The 19,895-nt window shown below is 43.1% G+C and carries 12 protein-coding genes; 4 read left to right on the top strand and 8 right to left on the bottom strand.

The features are described 5' to 3' along the window. Positions 1 to 93 precede the first annotated feature (93 nt). On the bottom strand, positions 94 to 1,341 hold the full coding sequence (locus tag DSM107010_RS13430; RefSeq protein ID WP_241994208.1) for a glycoside hydrolase family 10-like protein: 1,248 nt from the start codon (positions 1,339 to 1,341) through the stop codon (positions 94 to 96). Positions 1,342 to 1,508: 167 nt separating this feature from the next. Between DSM107010_RS13430 and DSM107010_RS13425 the strand changes: the two genes are divergently transcribed. From DSM107010_RS13425 to moeB, 3 genes are all read left to right on the top strand, one after another. After that, positions 1,509 to 2,489, top strand: a complete 981-nt coding sequence (locus DSM107010_RS13425; protein WP_106218041.1) for a 3'(2'),5'-bisphosphate nucleotidase — start codon at positions 1,509 to 1,511, stop codon at positions 2,487 to 2,489. A 15-nt stretch (positions 2,490 to 2,504) separates the two neighbouring features. Next, entirely contained in the window at positions 2,505 to 2,984 is a 480-nt protein-coding gene (locus tag DSM107010_RS13420; protein WP_106170816.1) for a M67 family metallopeptidase, read from the top strand. Positions 2,985 to 3,164: 180 nt separating this feature from the next. Next, positions 3,165 to 4,337 (top strand): molybdopterin-synthase adenylyltransferase MoeB, encoded by a 1,173-nt coding sequence (gene moeB / locus DSM107010_RS13415; RefSeq protein WP_015157394.1) that lies wholly within the window; start codon positions 3,165 to 3,167, stop codon positions 4,335 to 4,337. A 147-nt stretch (positions 4,338 to 4,484) separates the two neighbouring features. On the opposite strand, the gene metK is transcribed toward moeB, so the two are convergent. From metK to DSM107010_RS13390, 5 genes are all read right to left on the bottom strand, one after another. Beyond that, a complete protein-coding gene (gene metK, locus DSM107010_RS13410; RefSeq protein WP_015157395.1) occupies positions 4,485 to 5,744 on the bottom strand; it encodes a methionine adenosyltransferase in 1,260 nt (419 codons plus the stop codon). A gap of 256 nt (positions 5,745 to 6,000) precedes the next feature. Then, the gene (locus DSM107010_RS13405) at positions 6,001 to 7,368 is read right to left on the bottom strand and encodes an aldehyde dehydrogenase family protein (protein ID WP_106169100.1); all 1,368 of its coding nucleotides are present in this window, start codon (positions 7,366 to 7,368) and stop codon (positions 6,001 to 6,003) included. Positions 7,369 to 7,641: 273 nt separating this feature from the next. Further along, the gene (locus tag DSM107010_RS13400) at positions 7,642 to 8,736 is read right to left on the bottom strand and encodes an ATP-binding response regulator (protein ID WP_015157397.1); all 1,095 of its coding nucleotides are present in this window, start codon (positions 8,734 to 8,736) and stop codon (positions 7,642 to 7,644) included. Positions 8,737 to 9,019: 283 nt separating this feature from the next. Beyond that, positions 9,020 to 10,738, bottom strand: a complete 1,719-nt coding sequence (ureC, locus tag DSM107010_RS13395; RefSeq protein ID WP_181246460.1) for an urease subunit alpha — start codon at positions 10,736 to 10,738, stop codon at positions 9,020 to 9,022. Between the two features lie 95 nt (positions 10,739 to 10,833). Next, positions 10,834 to 11,145: an urease subunit beta gene (locus tag DSM107010_RS13390; RefSeq protein ID WP_015157399.1), complete on the bottom strand. Its 312-nt coding sequence runs from the start codon at positions 11,143 to 11,145 to the stop codon at positions 10,834 to 10,836. 241 nt (positions 11,146 to 11,386) lie between these two features. On the opposite strand from DSM107010_RS13390, the gene DSM107010_RS13385 reads away from it, so the two are divergent. Further along, positions 11,387 to 17,296 carry an EAL domain-containing protein gene (locus DSM107010_RS13385; protein ID WP_127023132.1) on the top strand — a complete coding sequence of 1,970 codons (5,910 nt, stop codon included), beginning with the start codon at positions 11,387 to 11,389 and terminating at the stop codon, positions 17,294 to 17,296. A gap of 229 nt (positions 17,297 to 17,525) precedes the next feature. Here DSM107010_RS13385 and DSM107010_RS13380 read toward each other — a convergent pair whose 3' ends face one another. Both DSM107010_RS13380 and DSM107010_RS13375 read right to left on the bottom strand, forming a co-directional pair. After that, positions 17,526 to 18,572, bottom strand: coding sequence for a M42 family metallopeptidase (locus tag DSM107010_RS13380; protein ID WP_106168364.1), 1,047 nt, complete (start codon positions 18,570 to 18,572; stop codon positions 17,526 to 17,528). A gap of 99 nt (positions 18,573 to 18,671) precedes the next feature. Next, positions 18,672 to 19,670, bottom strand: a complete 999-nt coding sequence (locus tag DSM107010_RS13375; RefSeq protein WP_106168363.1) for an SGNH/GDSL hydrolase family protein — start codon at positions 19,668 to 19,670, stop codon at positions 18,672 to 18,674. Between the last annotated feature and the right edge of the window lie 225 nt (positions 19,671 to 19,895).

Genomic DNA, 19,895 nt, shown 5'->3' with positions numbered 1-19,895 from the left:
AATCTCCACCAAATGTGTCAACCCTTTTGGTGAAAAAAATTTTGACTTTCCCCCCAATTCCCTCCCCACACCGGTTTGAAGAATTCTTAAACATTACTGCTTGACTCCCTGAGTAGTCCCTGCCCAACCGTGGGAGATTTGCGGTCGCGCTACAGTGTTAGGAAACATGGACCGGAAAGCAGAATCGCGATCGCCCAAACTTTCGTAGAAGAAGAAAGATACTCCTGCAAATCCTCGATTACGGACTGCTTGAACCTGCTGTTCAATCCGCTTCATAGGAATAGGACGCTTTTTCAAACCTGCCAATATACCTATACTGACAGGAATACGGCTACGGACTGCTTTGATTTCTGGATGCTCTATTTCTTTAACGAAAGTTTTCAAATCATCTCGATAGACTTGTAAGACGACTTCCTCTACCAAACCCTTTTTTTCCCAAGTACGCCAATCTTGTAGAGACGTGTTATAAGCGTATTCGTGAGCATTTGGCGCTAGAGTCACGAGACAGTCAGGTCTGCGAGTTTTGACCGCTTGATAAATTTGGGTCATTAACTGCGTAATTTTGTTAGCACGCCAGCGCATCCACTGCGGATGACGAGGATTGGCAGGCGGCTTCTTACCGCCATTTTCCCGCTGGTAGAGTCGGGTAGTAAACGTGTCATAGCCTAAGTCAATAGGCAAACTGAAGTGATCGTCGATTTGGATACCGTCTATGTCGTACTTCAAGACAATCTCGGCAACTAAGTTGACGATAAATCGTTGCACCATTGGATGAAAGGGATTAAGCCAAACTTGGTTATATTTATTTCCTTTAGAAATTCGGCGGGAGTTGCGGCGATAGGTAATCCAGTCTGGATGACGGCGGATGAGGTCGGAATTGGCGGGTGCTTTTAACCCAAATTCAAACCAGGGAATAACGCTCAGTCCTTGCTGGTGACTCTGTTGGACAATTTCGGCTAAAACATCTCTTCCTTTCAACTTCGGATTGGGATCGAGCGACCTCCCAATTGTACGTTCTGCTACAGAGCTGGGATAGAGAGTATAGCCGCGATTCCAAACGGTAGGATAAACCGTGTTGAAGTTTAATTTTGCCAATCGTTGTAAAGCTTTGCTCAAGCGAGTGCGGGAAAACAAAACATCGCTGTCAACATTGGTCAACCACACTCCCCGCACTTCAGTTTCTACAGGGTGAGGCTGAGATGCTACTTGTAGCGGTAGGTGTAGTAGCAAGACGATCGCCATACATAGACTGAATAAAGTCATAAACCAAGCTTGACGCTTACCCTTCACCAGTAATCCGTCCTTTTGAGAATTTGTTGGCAGTGGATTCGATCGTCGCACATCTCTTTTGTCAGTGGAAGATTGTCAAATTTCATATAGACTCGCAACCGATTGTAAAGAGTTAAGTTAACGAGTTTGTCGTAAGGGTTCACAGCCGTGCGCCTCTACCACTCTTTCTAGCTATGTGTCATAATCCAGCCTGGATGCTATGTCTGAGGAAGTAGCTGATGGCATACGAATTAGAAAAACAGGTGGCGATCGCATCTGTAATCGGAGCAATCAAACTCTGCACGCAAATTCAAAACGATTGCCTGGTTGCTGCAATAGAAAAACCAGATTTTAGTCCAGTCACAATTGCAGATTTAGGCGCTCAGGCAATTATCTGTCAAGCGATCGCGGCAGATTTTCCTCAAGATGCAGTTGTAGGGGAAGAAGATGCAAAGTTGCTGCGCCAACCGCATATGTCTGAGCAACTGGAACAAATCGCATCTTACGTGCGGGTACATATTCCAGAAACATCTGCTGAGACTGTCTTGGAGTGGATCGATCGCGGTAATGGTCAAGTAGGCGGTCGCTTTTGGACTTTAGATCCGATTGACGGGACAAAAGGATTTTTACGCGGCGATCAATATGCGATCGCTCTCGCTTTGATTGAGGATGGAGAAGTCAAGCTAGGGGTAATGGGTTGTCCAGCATTACCACTAGACTTGAATCAGCCACAAGGCGAACGAGGAGTTCTATTTGTAGCTGTGAGGGGACAGGGAACAACTCAAATCGCTTTAAAAAGTGGGGTTTCTCAGCCAATTTTAGGGGCGAGAACTGCGAACAAACACAATTTCCGTTCGACGGAGAGTGTAGAGTCAAGACATGGTAATTTGCCTTTACAACGAGCGATCGCGCAAGCAGTTGGCATGACTCCCGAGCCACTCTCGATCGATAGCATGGCGAAATATGCCGTAGTTGCTAGGGGTGAAGCTGCTCTTTATTTACGACTGCCTTGGGCAGAATATCCCGATTACCGCGAAAATATTTGGGATCATGCCGCAGGAGCAATCGTTTTAGAAGAGGCTGGCGGTCGTGTTTCAGATATGTACGGTAAGCCTTTGGAGTTTGCTGCTAATGCTAAGATGCTCAATAATCGGGGCATTATTGCTAGTAGTAGCGATATATATGATGCCGTGTTGGATGCACTGCAAGAGAAAGTTTAAGTCAATTTAAAGCTTGTGAGTATTAGGTTAACAGTCGAACATTTGCGGCTGATTTGCAGCCACGCAGAAAGTACTTATCCACATGAGTGCTGTGGCTTATTGCTGGGTAAGTTGAGTCAGGATGACAAAATTTTAGTAGAGGCGATCGCAACTGAAAATGATTGGAATCCAACAGCTGCCGCAGATTTTCAAGCGATCGATCCAAATCTGAATTTAGGCACGCAGAAGAATACTTACTACACGATCGCCCCAGAAGTGATGTTGAATGTGCAAAAAGAGGCACGCGATCGCCAACTTGATATTATTGGGATTTATCATTCCCACCCCGACCATCCCGCAATTCCATCAGAATTCGATCGCCTCTGTGGGTGGCAAGCCTATTCGTATATCATTGTTTCAGTTCTCCAAGGCAAGGCTAGAGACGTATTGAGTTGGAGCCTTGACGATAACCATCAGTTCCAACCAGAAGAGATTGTCGTAGAAAGATTAATTTAGCGATCGCAAATTTAAGCACCAAAATTTAAGAATTGTATCGCGATCGTATCTAGTGTTTTTCCATTTAAGATACGATGTAGGGTCTGTCTGTATTCAAGATAGATTCCATCTCCCCATCACCCCCTCATGATGGTAATCAACCGGAGACGATGTTAATCCGCTCCTTTCCATCAAACTGTTATGCTCAATCCCAATTTGGATGAAATCCAACTCTCACAAGAAGAATACGAACGTTTTTCCCGTCACCTGATTTTGCCAGAAGTCGGACTGGAAGGACAAAAGCGTTTGAAAGCCGCCAGCGTACTGTGTATCGGTACGGGAGGTTTAGGTGCGCCCCTGTTGTTATACTTAGCGGCAGCTGGGATCGGACGCATCGGGATTGTCGATTTTGATATCGTCGATCGCTCCAATTTACAACGTCAGGTGATTCACGGCACATCTTGGGTTGGGAAACCGAAGATTGAATCTGCTAAAGAGCGAATTCTAGAGATTAATCCTCATTGCCAGGTTGACCTTTATGAAACGCGCTTGAGTTCGGAAAATGCGCTGGAAATCCTCAAACCATACGATATCGTCGCTGATGGAACTGACAATTTCCCTACGCGGTATTTGGTAAACGATGCTTGCGTGTTGTTAGATAAACCGAATGTTTACGGTTCTATTTTCCGATTTGAAGGACAAGCGACTGTATTTAACTATCAGGGTGGTCCTAACTACCGCGATTTATATCCCGAACCCCCACCACCTGGGATGGTTCCTTCCTGCGCTGAAGGTGGGGTACTGGGAGTGCTGTGTGGCATCATTGGCACAATTCAAGCAACAGAAACTGTCAAAATCATTTTGGGTAAAGGAACGACTTTGAGCGGGCGTTTGTTGTTATACAATGCCCTCGATATGAAGTTCCGCGAGTTGAAGTTGCGTCCCAATCCCGTGCGTCCGGTAATTGAAAAGTTAGTAGATTACGAACAATTCTGTGGGATTCCCCAAGCGAAAGCAGAGGAGGCAAAACAGCAGATGAATATTCAAGAAATGACGGTACAGGAATTGAAGCAGTTACTCGATAGTGGTGCTGATGATTTCGTGCTGCTAGATGTGCGTAACCCGCACGAGTATGAAATTGCGAAAATTCCCGGTTCGGTATTAGTGCCTTTGCCAGATATTGAGAATGGGGAAGGTGTGGAGAAGGTAAAAGAGATACTCAACGGTCATCGGTTAATTGCTCATTGTAAAGCAGGAATGCGATCGGCTAAGGCTTTGGGTATTTTGAAGCAAGCTGGGATTGAAGGAACGAACGTGAAGGGTGGAATTACTGCCTGGAGTCAGGAAGTCGATCCTTCTGTGCCTCAATATTAGATCCCCCTAACCCCCTTAGAAAGGGGGAAATAATGCAATATCCCCAGGTAGGAGCGCACAGATGTGCGCTCCTACTGATATGTGTAGGTACAAAAAAAGTAGAGACATTAAATCAATGTCTCTACTTGAAGAACTACCTATGTTTGGTTAAACTGTCGCTGAAACAGGTTGATTTAATGCTTGCTTTAAGATGTCTGCTTTGTCGGTTTTTTCCCAAGGCAAGTCTAAGTCATTTCGTCCCAAATGACCGTAGGCAGCAACATCTTGATAGAAGCGACCACCTCTTTCAGCTGGTAGGTTACGCAAGTTGAAGGCGTGGATAATACCAGCTGGACGGAGTTCAAAATTCTGTTGGACTAACTCCAGCAAACGGTCTTCGTCAATTTTGCCAGTGCCGAATGTTTCTACTAAAATGCTAACAGGTCGCGCTACACCGATCGCATAACTCAGTTGCACTTCGCACTTGTCAGCTAACCCAGCAGCAACAATATTTTTTGCCACGTAGCGGCAAGCATAAGCCGCACTGCGGTCTACTTTAGTGGGGTCTTTACCGGAAAAAGCACCGCCACCATGCCGTGAGTATCCACCGTAGGTATCGACAATAATTTTACGTCCAGTTAAGCCGGAATCACCTTGGGGACCGCCAATGACAAACTTGCCTGTGGGGTTGACTAAAAAGCGAGTTTGTGCATCTGGTTTGACCTCAATATCGGCAAAGACTGGCTCTACAACCGCTGACCAGAGGTCTTCTCTAATCTTGGCTTGCACTGCTTTCTCGTCGGTGATGTCGCCAATCGTCGGTGCGTGCTGAGTCGAGATTAAAATCGTATCAATTCCTACAGGTCGTCCGTCTTCATAGGCAATTGTAACTTGAGTTTTGCCATCAGGACGCAAGTACGCCAGTTGACCAGTTTTCCGTACTGCGGCTAGACGGCGAGAAATTCGATGGGCAAGGCTGATAGGCAAAGGCATCAATTCGGGGGTTTCGTTACAAGCGAAACCAAACATGATCCCCTGGTCGCCCGCACCCGTAGAATCAAATATTTCTTCACTAGATTTTTCGCGAGTTTCGTGCGCTGTATCAACGCCTTGAGCAATATCAGCCGATTGTTCGTCTAGGGCAACTAGTACGGAACAGCTATTGGAACAAAAGCCATTGACAGCATCGGTGTAGCCAATTTCAGCAATTTTTTGTCTAGCTAAATTGACATAATTAACTTGAGCTTTGCTAGTAATTTCACCAGTAATTAAGACTAATCCAGTGTTAACGACTACTTCTGCTGCGACTCGGCTGGTGGGGTCTTGCGCCAGTAGTGCATCTAAGATAGTGTCGGAAATTTGATCGCAGATCTTATCAGGATGACCTTCAGTGACTGATTCTGAGGAAAATAGGTAGCGACGAGACAAAGGCAGTTCCTCCTTGGAGTTGCTGATATTGAGTAAGTTTGCTTTGAGTGTAGCTATGTCAATCGGCGATCGCCGCCGTTTTACCACTATTTACAATTATTGTGTGGGTGCTATCCCCTCAGCGATTAAAAGCTAGATAGACGGTGTGTATTTTAGCCTATCTCAAACAAGTCGGTTTGTAAAAATTCTAGTAGGAAATTTGCCATCTTAACGCAACAGGTGTATTAAGTCTGTGTAAAGTTCGATCGTTTCACAGCTAACCTAAAATGCGCTTAAGTAAGGGTAACTTGCCGCGATAGGGAGGATAGCGTAAATTAATCTCGATCGCCAGGGAACGATACAGTACGCTCTTGTAGTGCGAAAATATGTCAAAACTAGCCTTGCCGTGATATTTTCCCATGCCACTACTACCCACTCCACCAAAGGGTAATGTGGGAACGACAAATTGCAATACGGTGTCGTTGATGCAGGCGCTACCAGAGGAAGTTTCTGCTAGAACGCGCTTTTGCAGGTTTCTGTCACGAGAAAAGAGGTATAAAGCCAACGGTTTCGATCCTTGATTAACGATCGCGATCGCCTCAGATATATCTTGGTAAGTCACGACTGGTAAAATGGGACCAAAAATTTCTGACTGCATTGCTGGCACGTCTAGGGAAGCTAACTCAATGACAGTGGGTGCAATATAGCGTGACTCGGCATCTGTTTCTCCCCCAAAAACTATCTTGCCATCCGCTAGCAAGGCAACTAAGCGATCGAATTGTTTGCGATCGATAATTCTGCCATAATCGGGGCTATTCGCGGGTTGCGCGCCGTAAAATTCAGCGATGCATTTTTGAATTTTCTCGATAAATTGTTGTTTAATTGCTTCCGGGACTAAAAGATAGTCGGGGGCAATACAACTTTGTCCAGCATTAATAAATTTTCCCCAAGTAATTCGCTTGGCAGCATACTCAAGATTGATGTCAGTATCGACAATACAAGGACTTTTACCACCTAGTTCTAAGACAACTGGAGTTAAGTGCTTGGCTGCCGCTGCCATCACAATTTTACCTATATTCGTACTCCCCGTAAAAAAGATCAGATCGAATTTTTCTGTTAAGAGTTTTTGACTAGTTTCGACTCCGCCTTCCACCACTGAAATATATGTGGAATCAAAATATTTTTGTAACATTTTAGCTAAGACCGCAGCAGCGTGAGTAGCGATTTCTGATGGTTTAATAATCGTACAGTTGCCCGCTGCGATCGCCCCCACGAGTGGAGTAATAGCTAACTGCAATGGATAATTCCACGGACTAATAATTAAAACAATTCCTAGCGGTTCTGGATAGATTTTGCCAGCACCAGGTAGTTGTTCAAGCGGAACGGCAGCTTTATGGGGTTTTATCCAACTTTTTAGATGTTTAATGGCATAGTCGATCTCTTTCTTGACTACGGTAATTTCTGTTAAGTATATTTCAACAACTGGTTTATGGAGATCTGCTTGTAATGCCTCGTTAATAGCAATTTCGTACTCAACTATCGCCTGTTTGAGGATTTTTAGCTGGGCAAGCCGAAAGTCTATCGATCGCGTTTTACCAGTTTGAAAAAATTCTCTTTGTTGGCGTAGCAGCTCGGAGTAATTCATCTTTTTTAATTATTTCACTACACTTTGATAGTGAAGTGCTTGCAATAGCACATACAATATTGATATAATTTACTTCACAATGGGAATATAATTGCTTTTTTAAATTGCGTTTATATTTCCATTATTGAACTAAACTACTTTACTACAATTAGGTTTTTAAAACAAGTCGCAACAGCGATCGCTTCTCATAAAATCAATTGCAGAAAAGTCTAGCTCAATGTGAGCGATCGCCCTTGCAAATGACAAATGACGAATGACAAACAACAAGCGAATCTACTTCATCACAGGTAGGCTCACCCTAAAAGTACTACCTTTTCCAAGTTCGGAATCAACTTGTAGCGTACCTTGATGGGCTTCGACAATGCGGCGTGATAAATACAGTCCTAAGCCGCTACCGGAACGCCTATGGCTACCTTGACGGAATCGTTGAAACAAAGTCTCTCTATCTTCAAAGGAAATACCGGAACCCGTATCGATCACGTCTACTTGTAAATAAGAGTCAGGATTGGTAGACACGCAAACGGTAACGGAACCTTTATCGGTAAATTTAAGGGCGTTGCCCACCAGATTAGTAAAGAGACGATGCAATTCCAAGCGATCGCCAGAAACTTGCACAGATGGAATTGGCTGCTGTTGTTGTAACTGGAGCGATACACCTTTATCTTGTGCCAGAGGAGATAGTTCTTTTACGATATCTTCTAGCAAATTTTGCAAGTCTACTGGAAAGAATGCCAAGGTCTTGCGCCCAGCCTCAAAACGATAGACTTCCAACAGCGTATTGACCATTTGCAGCAGATTCTGATTGCTGCGAATCATCGTTGCGATCGCTTCATGGATCGGTGGCGATAGTTCTCCTAACGCCCCTTGCGCGAGAAGTACGAGCATTCGGTCGGCAGCAACAAGGGGAGTCCGAAGGTCGTGCGTTAAACGAGAGACAAAATCTTCTCTTTGACGGGCAATTTCATCCCGTTCGTCTACGCTGTGCTTCAACCGTAGTAGCGATCGCACTCTTGCCAAAAGTTCTTCGACTTCGACAGGCTTGCGGATAAAATCGTCTGCACCCGTATCCAAACCTTTAGCCACACTAGGTTGGTCGTAAGCAGTAATCAGTAAAATTGGAATGAAAGGTAGTTTGGCATTTTGCCGGAGGCGCTGAGTCACCTCAAACCCATCCATTCCTGGCATCATCACATCAAGCAGAACGAGATGAGGCGGTGATTTTTCAACTTCTGCTATTGCAGTGGGACCGTCTTCTGCCGTAGTAATGGTGTATCCTTCTTCCTCCAAAATCGTTTGAATTAGGAACACATTATCGGGAGAGTCGTCAACCACGAGAATTCGGTCGGCTTTGGAGGATGGGATAGTCATGAAATCCGCACGCTGCTCAATAAATTAAGATTTTAATATTTTCTAAATATCTATTCGTTGGTATCATTCTTCCTTGTCGTTCCAAAATTAACCTCTTACCCAAGAGAGAATGTTTCTCCAACTACAGATCGTTACATTTTTTGGCAATGTTCGATCGCGGTAGCAAATTCACCTGCCGAGCGAGCAATTGAGGCAAAAAGTTCGCTTCGGCAGATAGATAACAATCTGAAATAGTCAGCATCAGCGATAGTACCAGCGTCTATAACCAACAGCTAACAACCATTTAAAACAAAAAATATCTTTGTGCCATTGGTAAGATTGTAGCTGGTTCGCAAGTGAGAAGCTCTCCATCTGCCCTAACTTCGTAGGTTTCAGGATCGACTTCGATGCGAGGTAGGGCATCGTTTAATTTTAAATCCTGCTTACCGATTTGACGGGTTTGTGAGACAGCCACAGCAGGTTTTTGTAAACCTAACCGAGAAGGAATTTCTTGTTCTAGGGCAATTTGAGAAACAAAAGTCAAGGATGTTGCCGCGATCGCACCGCCAAAACTAGCAAACATGGGACGCATGTGAACTGGTTGGGGAGTGGGAATACTAGCGTTAGCATCACCCATTTGCGACCAAGCAATTAATCCGCCTTTCAGCACAATTTCCGGTTTCACGCCAAAAAATGCCGGTCGCCAGAGACACAAATCGGCAAGTTTCCCCACTTCCACAGAACCGACATAATTAGCAATACCGTGGGTAATAGCGGGGTTGATCGTGTACTTGGCAACGTACCTTTTGGCGCGGAAATTGTCATTTTCTATAGATCCCCCATCGGGAGAAGATAAATGCCCCCTTTGCACTTTCATTTTATGTGCCGTCTGCCAAGTACGGATAATCACTTCCCCTACTCTTCCCATCGCTTGAGAGTCGGAGGAAATCATGCTGAATGCCCCTAAATCGTGCAAAATATCTTCTGCGGCGATCGTTTCTCGACGAATGCGCGACTCGGCAAAGGCGACATCTTCGGCAATACTTGGATCGAGGTGATGGCACACCACCAACATATCTAAGTGTTCATCCAGGGTATTGAGCGTATAAGGGCGCGTAGGATTGGTAGAAGATGGTAAAACGTTGGCTTCACCGCAAACTTTAATAATATCTGGGGCGTGACCGCCGCCAGCCCCTTCTGTATGGTATGTATGAATCGCCCGTCCTTTAAAAGCACCGATGGTAGTTTCAACAAACCCAGCTTCGTTGAGGGTATCGGTGTGAATCGCGACTTGGACATCATGTCGGTCGGCGACATCCAAACAAGTATCGATCGCGGCGGGAGTCGTTCCCCAATCTTCATGCAATTTCAAACCCATTGCCCCAGCTGCAATCTGTTCGACTAAGCCTTGAGGTTGACTGCTGTTACCCTTACCGAGAAAACCTAAATTGACGGGAAAGGCATCGGCGGCTTGCAACATCCGGTAAATGTTCCAAGGTCCAGGGGTACAGGTTGTGGCATTCGTACCTGTAGTGGGTCCCGTACCTCCACCAATCATAGTTGTCACACCAGAGGCGATCGCCGTTTCAATTTGCTGGGGACAGATAAAGTGAATGTGACTGTCGATCCCACCAGCCGTGACGATTGCGCCTTCTCCTGCTAAGACTTCCGTACCAGGACCGATGATAATATCTACGTTGTCTTGAATGTAAGGATTGCCAGCTTTGCCAATTTTGTAAATCTTACCGTCTTTAATTCCGATATCGGCTTTGACAATCCCCCACCAATCGAGGATTAGAGCGTTGGTAATGACTAAATCGACAGCACCATCAGCATTAGCAATGGGAGATTGTCCCATCCCATCGCGGATGACTTTACCACCACCAAACTTGACTTCATCACCGTAGGTGGTAAAGTCTCGTTCGACTTCGATAAATAATTCTGTATCGGCGAGACGGATGCGATCGCCTGTTGTGGGACCGAAGGTTTCGGCGTAGGCACGGCGATCCATGCGATAGCTCATAGATATTCCTTGTCAGAGTCTATAGGAGATTGAACCATACAGATACAGAAAATATCGAGAAAAATTTTATATAGGTTTCACAAATTTCACGAAAACTATCCGTCTAGCGCTCCATTGACACTACTGTTGAAGCCATAGACATGTCTAGTTCCAGCTAAGGGGATAATGGTAACTTCCCGTTCGTCTCCTGGTTCAAACCGGACAGCCGTACCTGCGGGAATATCTAAGCGCATCCCTTTTGCCCGTTCTCGATCGAATTCTAAGGCAGGATTGACTTCAAAAAAATGATAATGAGAACCAACTTGGATCGGGCGATCGCCTGTATTTGCTACTCGTAAAACAGTTGTGGGACGACCTGCATTTAATTCAATTTCCCCTGACTGGACGATCGTTTCACCTGGAATCATTGCCTATTCCTCGTCTTGCTATTTGCTGATGAAATAAAAACATTGTAGCGATCGCTGACACCGAGCGCTTTCGCACGCCAAAATATAATCGGTTTGGTGTCAACTATTGCTAGCCACCAAATCTTATGCACAAAATGTTAATTAGTGCAAACTTGTTTGAAGTTCATTATGAACTTACTTCAAAAAATTGCCCATAGCAATTTTTTTCTATGTTATTGAAAATACACTTGGTTAACCAAAAGTGAGTACGATCGCTATTTCTAGCTATGAGATTATTAATAAAATTTACGAAAGCGATCGCTCGGTAGTTTATCGAGCGTGGCGAATCCGCGATCGTCAACCAATTATTCTGAAAATTTTAAAAGCAGAGCAACCTAGTTTAGAAGAGCTGATTCGGTACAAGCAAGAATATGAGATTACCCATTCTTTAAATTTATCTAGAGTCGTAAAAGCTTACAGTTTAGAAAATTTCCAAAACACTGTATTAATTACTTTAGAAGATGTTGGCGGTGAGTCTTTAGAAATTCTCAGTAAAGCTAAAAAGATCGGTCTTAAAAATTTTCTTGAAATTGCTATTCTCATAGTAGAGAGTTTATGCCAAGTTCATGCGGCAAATATAATTCATAAAGATATTAGTCCGGCTAATATAGTTTTTAATTCTGCTACCAAGCAACTCAAAATTACTGACTTTGGAGTTGCTACTGTTTTATCTAAAGAAACTCCTAATTTTAGTCATCCTAGTATTTTAGAAGGAACTCTGAATTACATATCTCCAGAACAAACTGGCAGAATGAACCGCAATGTTGATTATCGAACAGATTTTTATTCTTTAGGAGCAACTTTCTATCAATTACTCACCCACCAACTACCATTTGATACTGACGATCCTTTAGAACTCATTCATTGTCACCTTGCTAAGCAGCCAATTCCGCCCCACCAAATCGATCCTAGTATCCCTCTAGCTCTTTCACAAATTATTATAAAACTATTGGCAAAAACCGCTGAAGCGCGTTACCAAAGTGCCTGGGGAATCAGAGCAGACTTAAAAAAATGTTGGCAGCAATTAGAGAATAATCATACTATTACAGAATTTGAATTAGGCAAAGAAGATGTTTCCGACAAACTACAAATTCCCCAAAAGCTTTACGGTAGAGAACGAGAGATTAAGATTCTATTAGCGGCTTTTGGGAGAGTCTGTGAAGAAGGACAAAGAAGACAAGGAGGACAAGAGATACCAATTACCAATTACCAATTCAAACCCGAATTAGTCTTAGTTCGTGGATATGCTGGAATTGGCAAATCATCTCTCGTACAGGAAACTTTTAAACTAGTTACTCAAAAAAAAGGATATTTTGTTCAAGGAAAATACGAGCAATATCAACGGCATATTCCTTATTTTGGCTTAATTAAAGCACTGCAAGAATTAGTTCGACAACTCTTATTAGAAGACTCAGATCGATTAGCAAAGTGGCGAGATTGCATTCTCACTACTTGCGGAGAGAATATCGGCGTTCTGATCGATGTTGTTCCCGATTTATCATTGCTTTTAGGTCAACACTCAGCGATCGCAACTTTAAATTCAACAACAGCAGAGCATCGGTTTAAATTAGTATTTCAGAAGTTGATTCAAGTATTTGCCCAGGCAGAACATCCACTCATAATTTTTTTAGACGATCTTCAATGGGTAGATAGAGCTACTCTACAATTAATTCAGATTTTAGTCGCGGAAGGAAAGCAGTATTTATTTTTGATTGGGGCATATCGAGACAATGAAGTTAATGTTTTTCATCCTCTCAGCTTGAGTTTAGAAGAGTTAACCAAATTTGGAGTCACAATTCATTATATCTCTTTAACACCTCTTAATATATCTCAGATTAATCAGCTACTTTTGGAAACTCTTAAGTGCGATCGCGAGGTGACAGAACCTTTAGCAAAACTGATTTTAGAGACAACTCGCGGTAATCCATTTTTTATTAGTGAGTTTATCGCTTATTTAGAAGCAGAAGACTTATTAAAATTTGAACGAGCGAGACAAATTTGGTACTGGAATTTAACAGAAATTCAACTAGCTCAAGCAACTCATAATAATCTTACCGAGCTTCTCGTTAAGAAAATTCAAAAGCTCGATAACAATACACAACAAATTTTAAAACTAGCAGCATGTATTGGTAGTTCGTTTGAGTTATCTACTTTAGTTGGCTGTATGACAAAACCTGCTGAAGTCATAGTGGCACTTCTACAACCAGCGATCGCTGCTAGTTTAATTATCCCTATTGGCAACGATCGCACGGCAATTGAGTTAGGTATTTCTCTAACACGAATATTAACAGTAAGATATAAATTCGCTCACGATCGCATTCAACAAGCCGCCTACTCGTCGATTCCAGAAGGTACAAAACAAACTTTACATCAAATAGTTGGTCGAACCCTACTACAAAATACTCTAGCAGACAAGCAAGAAGAAAAAATTTTTGATATTGTCAATCATCTGAATTTTAGTATCTCTTTGTTACAGAACCAAACTGAAAAAGATGAATTAGCAGCACTAAACTTAACTGCTGCCAAAAAAGCTAAAGAATCCATTGCCTATGAGTCAGCATTAAGTTACGCAAGTTTGGGTATCAAACTTATTGAGGAAAAAAGCTGGCAACGACAATACGAGCTTTCACTTGCTTTATTTTTAGAAGCAGCGGCAGCAGCATATTTGTGTGGCAAATTTACCTCAACAGAAAATTATACAGATATCGTACTACAACAAGCAAAAAATTTATTAGATAAAGTTAAAGTCTATGAAATTAAAATTCTCGCTCATGTTGCCCAAGGAAAACCACTTGCAGCTGTCAGCATAGCAATATACGCCTTGCGGCTTTTAGGAGTTAATTTACCTCACCGAGCGAGTAAATTTAAGATTTTACTAGCGGCGATCGCCACCAAATTTAGCTTATGTCATAAACACATTGAGGCACTAATTAATCTACCATCTATGAGCAATCCCCATACATTAGCAGCGATGAAAATTATGGGAATTGCTGGTTCGCCTACATACAATGCTGCGCCACAATTCGCTCCCTTATTAGCATTTGCTGGAGTCAATCTATCACTAAAATATGGTAATACAGCAATGTCTGCTTATGGTTATGCCAGTTACGGTGTGATGTTATGTGGCATATTGGGGAATATTGATGCTGGCTATCAATTTGGTAAACTTGCTTTAGACCTATTAGAAAAGTTTCAGGCAAAGGAATTAAAAGCTAGAACCTTCATGGTGTTTAATAATTTTATTCGACACTGGAAGGAACATGTTAGAGAAGGCTTACCATCCCTCATAGAAGCTTATCAAAGTGGATTAGATACTGGCGACATTGAATTTGCTGCCTATTGCGGGTTTATTTACTGCTATCATTCCTATTTTGTCGGCAAGGAATTGACAGCACTCGCCCAAGAAATGGAAACATATTTACAAGCAAGCGATCGCCTCAAACAAGAGACAGCCTTGAATTTACTACAACTTTATAGACAATCTGTCGCAAACTTGTTGGAGACAACAGAAAATCCGTGTTTTTTTAGAGGCAAGTACTACGACGAAAAAAAGATGCTGTCATTACTATTAGCAGTGAATCATAAAACTGCTTTATTTCACTTATATTGTCAGAAACTTGTACTCAATTATCTATTCGAGGCATACGAGTGCGCTGCTGAAAATGCATTGCAAGCAAAAAAATATACAGATGGTGTTATTGCTTCTCTATCTTTACCTATTTTTAATTTTTATCATTCTTTAACTTTAATATCCACATATAGCTCTACTTCAATTTGGCAAAAAAAGCGTATTTTAAAACTTGTCAAGATGAATCAAAGGCAAATGCAAAAATGGGCAAATTCTGCACCAATGAATTATTTGCATAAGTATTATTTAGTTGAAGCTGAGAGAAATCGAGTTCTTGGCAATTGTAACCAAGCAATAGATAACTACGATCGCGCCATTACTTTAGCTCAAAAAAATGCATACTTACAAGAAGAAGCATTAGCAAACGAACTAGCAGCTAAATTCTATTTAGAATTAGGTAAAGACACGATTGCTCGCATTCATCTTTTAAATGCTAGATCTTGTTATCTAGTCTGGGGTGCAATAGCTAAAGTAAAGGCTTTAGATACCAAATATGCTCGATTATTATTTACCTTGGCAAATCAGTCTCATAAATTCACTGCAAGCCATAACATTAATATTCATACATCCGATCGCTTACTCGATTTAAATACATTTATTAAAGCCGCACAGATCGTTTCTGGCGAAATTGTTTTTCAGGACTTAATTCATAAAATAATGCAAACTGCAATCGAGAATGCAGGCGCGGAGTTAGGCTTTTTATTATTGATTCGAGATCAAAAGCTAGTTATAGAAGCAGCTATATCTATCGCATCATCTGAGCAAACGCTCTCATTTCCTATGGCAGTGACAAGCGATCTGCTACCAATTTCTTTAATTAACTATGTAGCCGAGCATAAACTTGATGTCGTGCTACAAAACACTATTGATAGTTACAATTTTGCCCGCGATCCTTACGTTCAATCGCATAAACCCAAATCAGTATTGTGCGCCCCTATTTTGAATCAAAATCAACTCGTAGGCATTTTCTATTTAGAAAATAATCTTGCCACAGGTGCATTTACGAGCGATCGCTTAGAAATTTTGCGATTGCTCTGTTCTCAAGCGGCAATTTCCTTAAAAAATGCCCAACTGTACCAAGACTTACAGCGATCGGAACTGAAAGAACGAGAAAAAGCTAGTCAATTAGAAAAATCATTAAAAGAACTGCAAATCGCTCAAGATCGTCTCGTACAAGTTCAAGAACAACTACTGCATGATGCCTTTCACGATCCCCTCACCGATTTACCCAATCGTGCTTGGTTGATCGAGCGTTTAGAACAAGCGATCGAAATGCACAAATGCTATCCAGATTATCTCTATGCTTTACTGTTTATCGACCTAGACCGTTTTAAAGTTGTGAATGATAGTTTAGGGCATTTGGTAGGAGATGAGTTAATTAAAAGTGTTGCTAGTAGGTTAAAACTTACTTTACGTGCCTCAGATACAGTAGCGCGACTCGGAGGCGATGAATTTGTAATTCTACTAGAAAACATTCGCGATCTCGAAGAAGCAACTGTGGTAGCAGACAGAATTCAAGCACGCTTAAAACAACCGTATCGACTGCTGGAATATGAAGTTTTTACCAGCGCGAGTATTGGCATCACGTTCAGCACGATGAATTACGAACGAGCAAGCGATGTTCTCAGAGATGCGGATGCAGCCATGTATCATGCAAAAGAGCAACATAAAGGACGATATCAAATCTTTGCCCCCGCAATGCAAGCCCGCGCGATCGCCCGTTTGCAATTAGAAAGCGATTTGCGACGGGCGATCGCCCAACAAGAATTATCTTTACATTACCAACCAATTATTCAACTTTCTAGCGGCTGTCTGACTGGATTTGAAGCTTTGATCCGCTGGTATCATCCCCAGCAAGGTTGGATCGCACCAACAGAATTCATTCCAGTTGCAGAAGAAACTGGATTGATCGATTCTTTGGGTTGGTGGGTATTGCAGCAAGCCTGTCTGCAATTACAAACTTGGCGCGAACGATTTCCTAAATATCATAGCCTTGCAGTCAACGTTAATTTGTCAGTGCAACAACTCAAACAAGCAGATGCAGCCGAACGGATCGAGCAAATTTTACAGACAACTCAACTGCCAGGAGAATGTTTGAAACTTGAAATTACCGAAAGCTGCTTGTTAGAAACAGCAGACTTAGCCCCACAGTTACTAGAACGTCTTCAAGCTTTAGGAGTTCAACTGTGTATCGATGATTTCGGTACGGGTTATTCTTCTCTAAGTCGCCTGCACGATCTACCCATTGATACGCTGAAAATCGATCGCTCTTTTGTCAACCATCTCGAATCTAGTCGTCACACTGAAATCGTCCAGACAATCGTTACACTAGCACGCAGTTTGGGCATAGATGCAGTAGCAGAAGGCATAGAAACCCAATTGCAGTTAGAAAAACTACAACAGCTTGGCTGCGATTTAGGGCAAGGATATTTATTTTCTCAACCTGTAGACAGTCAGAAGGCGGAAAAATGGTTGAATAAGTAATTCGGGAGTCGGTACGGGCGGGTTTGGAAACCCGCCCGTACGGGAGTCGAGAGTCGGGAGTAAAAGGCAATACAGTTCAGATCGGACTCGATCCCCCCAACCCCCCTTAACAAGGGGGGCTTTGTTTCCCCCTTGTTAAGGGGGGCTGGGGGGATCTTCGAGGATCGATCGCTTTTAACTGAAATGTATTGGAGTAAAAGGTTACTAACGACTCACAAATGACAAATGACTAACTATCAAATTGTGTTTCACAAAAACATTGGAGAATTTCAATACAGTTAGCGATCGCTCCTAAATGAGCAATTTCATATCCGTGAGTGTTTTGGGTTGGAAATGCCAAACACGCAGCACGCGCAACGTGTCCGAATTTCATGGCGATTGAAGCGTCGCTGCCAAACCCGCTGAGGGTTGCTAACTGCAAGGGAACATTCTTTGCTTCTGCTGCATGACGCAGTTGTTGGTTCAAACCTTCATCGTAAATTCCATAACCATCTTGAGACAAAATTACGGGCGCTTCCCCAGACTGAATTGGATACTCTGAAGAGAGAGGGCAGATTTCTAAGGCGATTAATCCATCCAAGCGTTGCTGCTGCGTGAAATATAGCGCCCCAATTGCTCCCACTTCTTCTTTTGCAGAAGCTACCAAATAGATATCTACTGCTGGTTGTTTAATTCTCTCAGCTAAAGCCAGCAAGATCGCAACGGAAGCTTTGTTATCTAAAGTGTAGCTGGCAATATGGTCTTTTAATCCGATCGGACGCTTGCGATGCTTGCCAATTACCATCCGCGTACCCGCACGAACTCCCGCAGCTGCGAGTTCTTCAGGAGTACGCATAGTTTCAATCCAGGCATCTTCCCATCTTACAGGCGTATCTTCCTGCTGCACTTTTTGGGGCGACTCGTGGGAAACGTGGCGAGAACCAAAGCTGAGAATGCCGCTAATAGTTTCGTTGTCTCCCAGCAGATCCACGACTCCTTCGCCATATACCCAAGGGAAAGCACCGCCTAGTTTTCTAACTTCTACGCACCCATCATCGCCTACATGCTTGACAATTGCGCCAATTTCATCTTTGTGGGCAGTAATCGCGATCGCACCTTGAGGATCTCGCCCAGGAATTTTGGCAATAATATTGTCAGCACGATCTAGCCACACTTCTACCCCCAAGGCAGAGAAGCGATCGAGCAAGAATTGATTAATCTCTGCCTCGACTCCACTGGGAGAGTGATGCATGACTAATTCTTCGATAGTGGTAAATAGGCGATCGTAGTTAGACACGAAGAATGAATGAGAATGAGGTGTAGAGATGTTGTCTGCAATGCCTCTACAGTAACAAGGGCTGAGCGATTAACTCCATCGATCTTCGATAATTGTTCCTCATCTCTTGTTCTTGTATAGCGATACCGTAGTCCCTGCCGCAGTACCAAGGGTAGCCAACATGAATGCGTTTAATCCAGCAGTTGATGATTCAGAAGATGATTTAGCAGTAGATGCAGATTTGAGGCTAGATAAAGCTAATTCTCCTACTAATGCATGGACTCCAGTTGTGGGGTGCAAATTGTCCCAGAAGAGATATTCGTTAGGATTGCTGCATACGCTTGTTCGAGTCAAGCAAGTATCGGTGACATTGGTAAGCCCAAACTCAGATGGATTGGCGATCGCACGTCTGAATAGAGAATTCACGTCCACTGAGACAATATTAGTATTGGTTCTCTTATCCAAGACTTGCAAAGTTGCTGCCAAGCCAGTGTTGTGGAATTGAGTCAAAGCATTCAGGGTGTTAGCAATTTCTTGATTATTTCTAGTAGCGGGAATGCGCCCCAAATCTGGTAAATTTACTACTAAAATATGTCTTGCCCCGCGCTCTGCGAGAGTACTTACTGCTGATGTAATATTGTTAACTGGTACGAACGGATCGGTGACTCCACCTCCTAAATAGTCATTTGCTCCCACCCATATAACATAAAGCGCTCTGCGATCGGCTTTGGGATGCCGAGCTTTAAAATTCTCTAGCTGCTGCTGTAATCCTGGTAAAGGAGGCGTGTTGGGAGGTAGTGGGGCAGTAGTATTATTCTTGCCAGTCGTGGCTCCGCCAAAAGCGTAATTCGTAAGGCGATCGCGACTTAACCCTAAATTGTCTACTAGATAATCTATCCAGATCGAACCGTTAGAGAAACGTCCTTCAGAGTACGGCGGACTGGGAGGAATGCCTGTAGCTGTAGCTTGAAATGTATTCCCCGTATCGGAAAGACTATCGCCAAACACGACGATCTGACTGAAAGGAGTTTTTGCTTGTGCTTGTAGGGGGACAATACACGAACCGATCGCAAGTCCCGTAGCGAGAATTTTGATTCTAACGTTCTCTTTTTTTGCCATCTAATTTTACCAGGGAGCGCACGAGCGCACGAGCGCACGAGCAGAGGGAGAATTTAATTCCTAATTCCGACTTCTGACTCCTGACTCTTGACTCCTGACTCCTGATTCCTGTTTGCTGACAACTGACAGAAAATTCTACCATTAGTTAGAATCATCTTCCCTGCTAGACATACAACAATCCCCTGCTATACTACAATGTATTACAAAGGAGTTAGCACGATTTGT

Source organism: Chroococcidiopsis cubana SAG 39.79, assembly GCF_003991895.1.
Taxonomy (GTDB): domain Bacteria; phylum Cyanobacteriota; class Cyanobacteriia; order Cyanobacteriales; family Chroococcidiopsidaceae; genus Chroococcidiopsis; species Chroococcidiopsis thermalis.
This window is presented reverse-complemented; position numbering and strand designations above follow the sequence as displayed.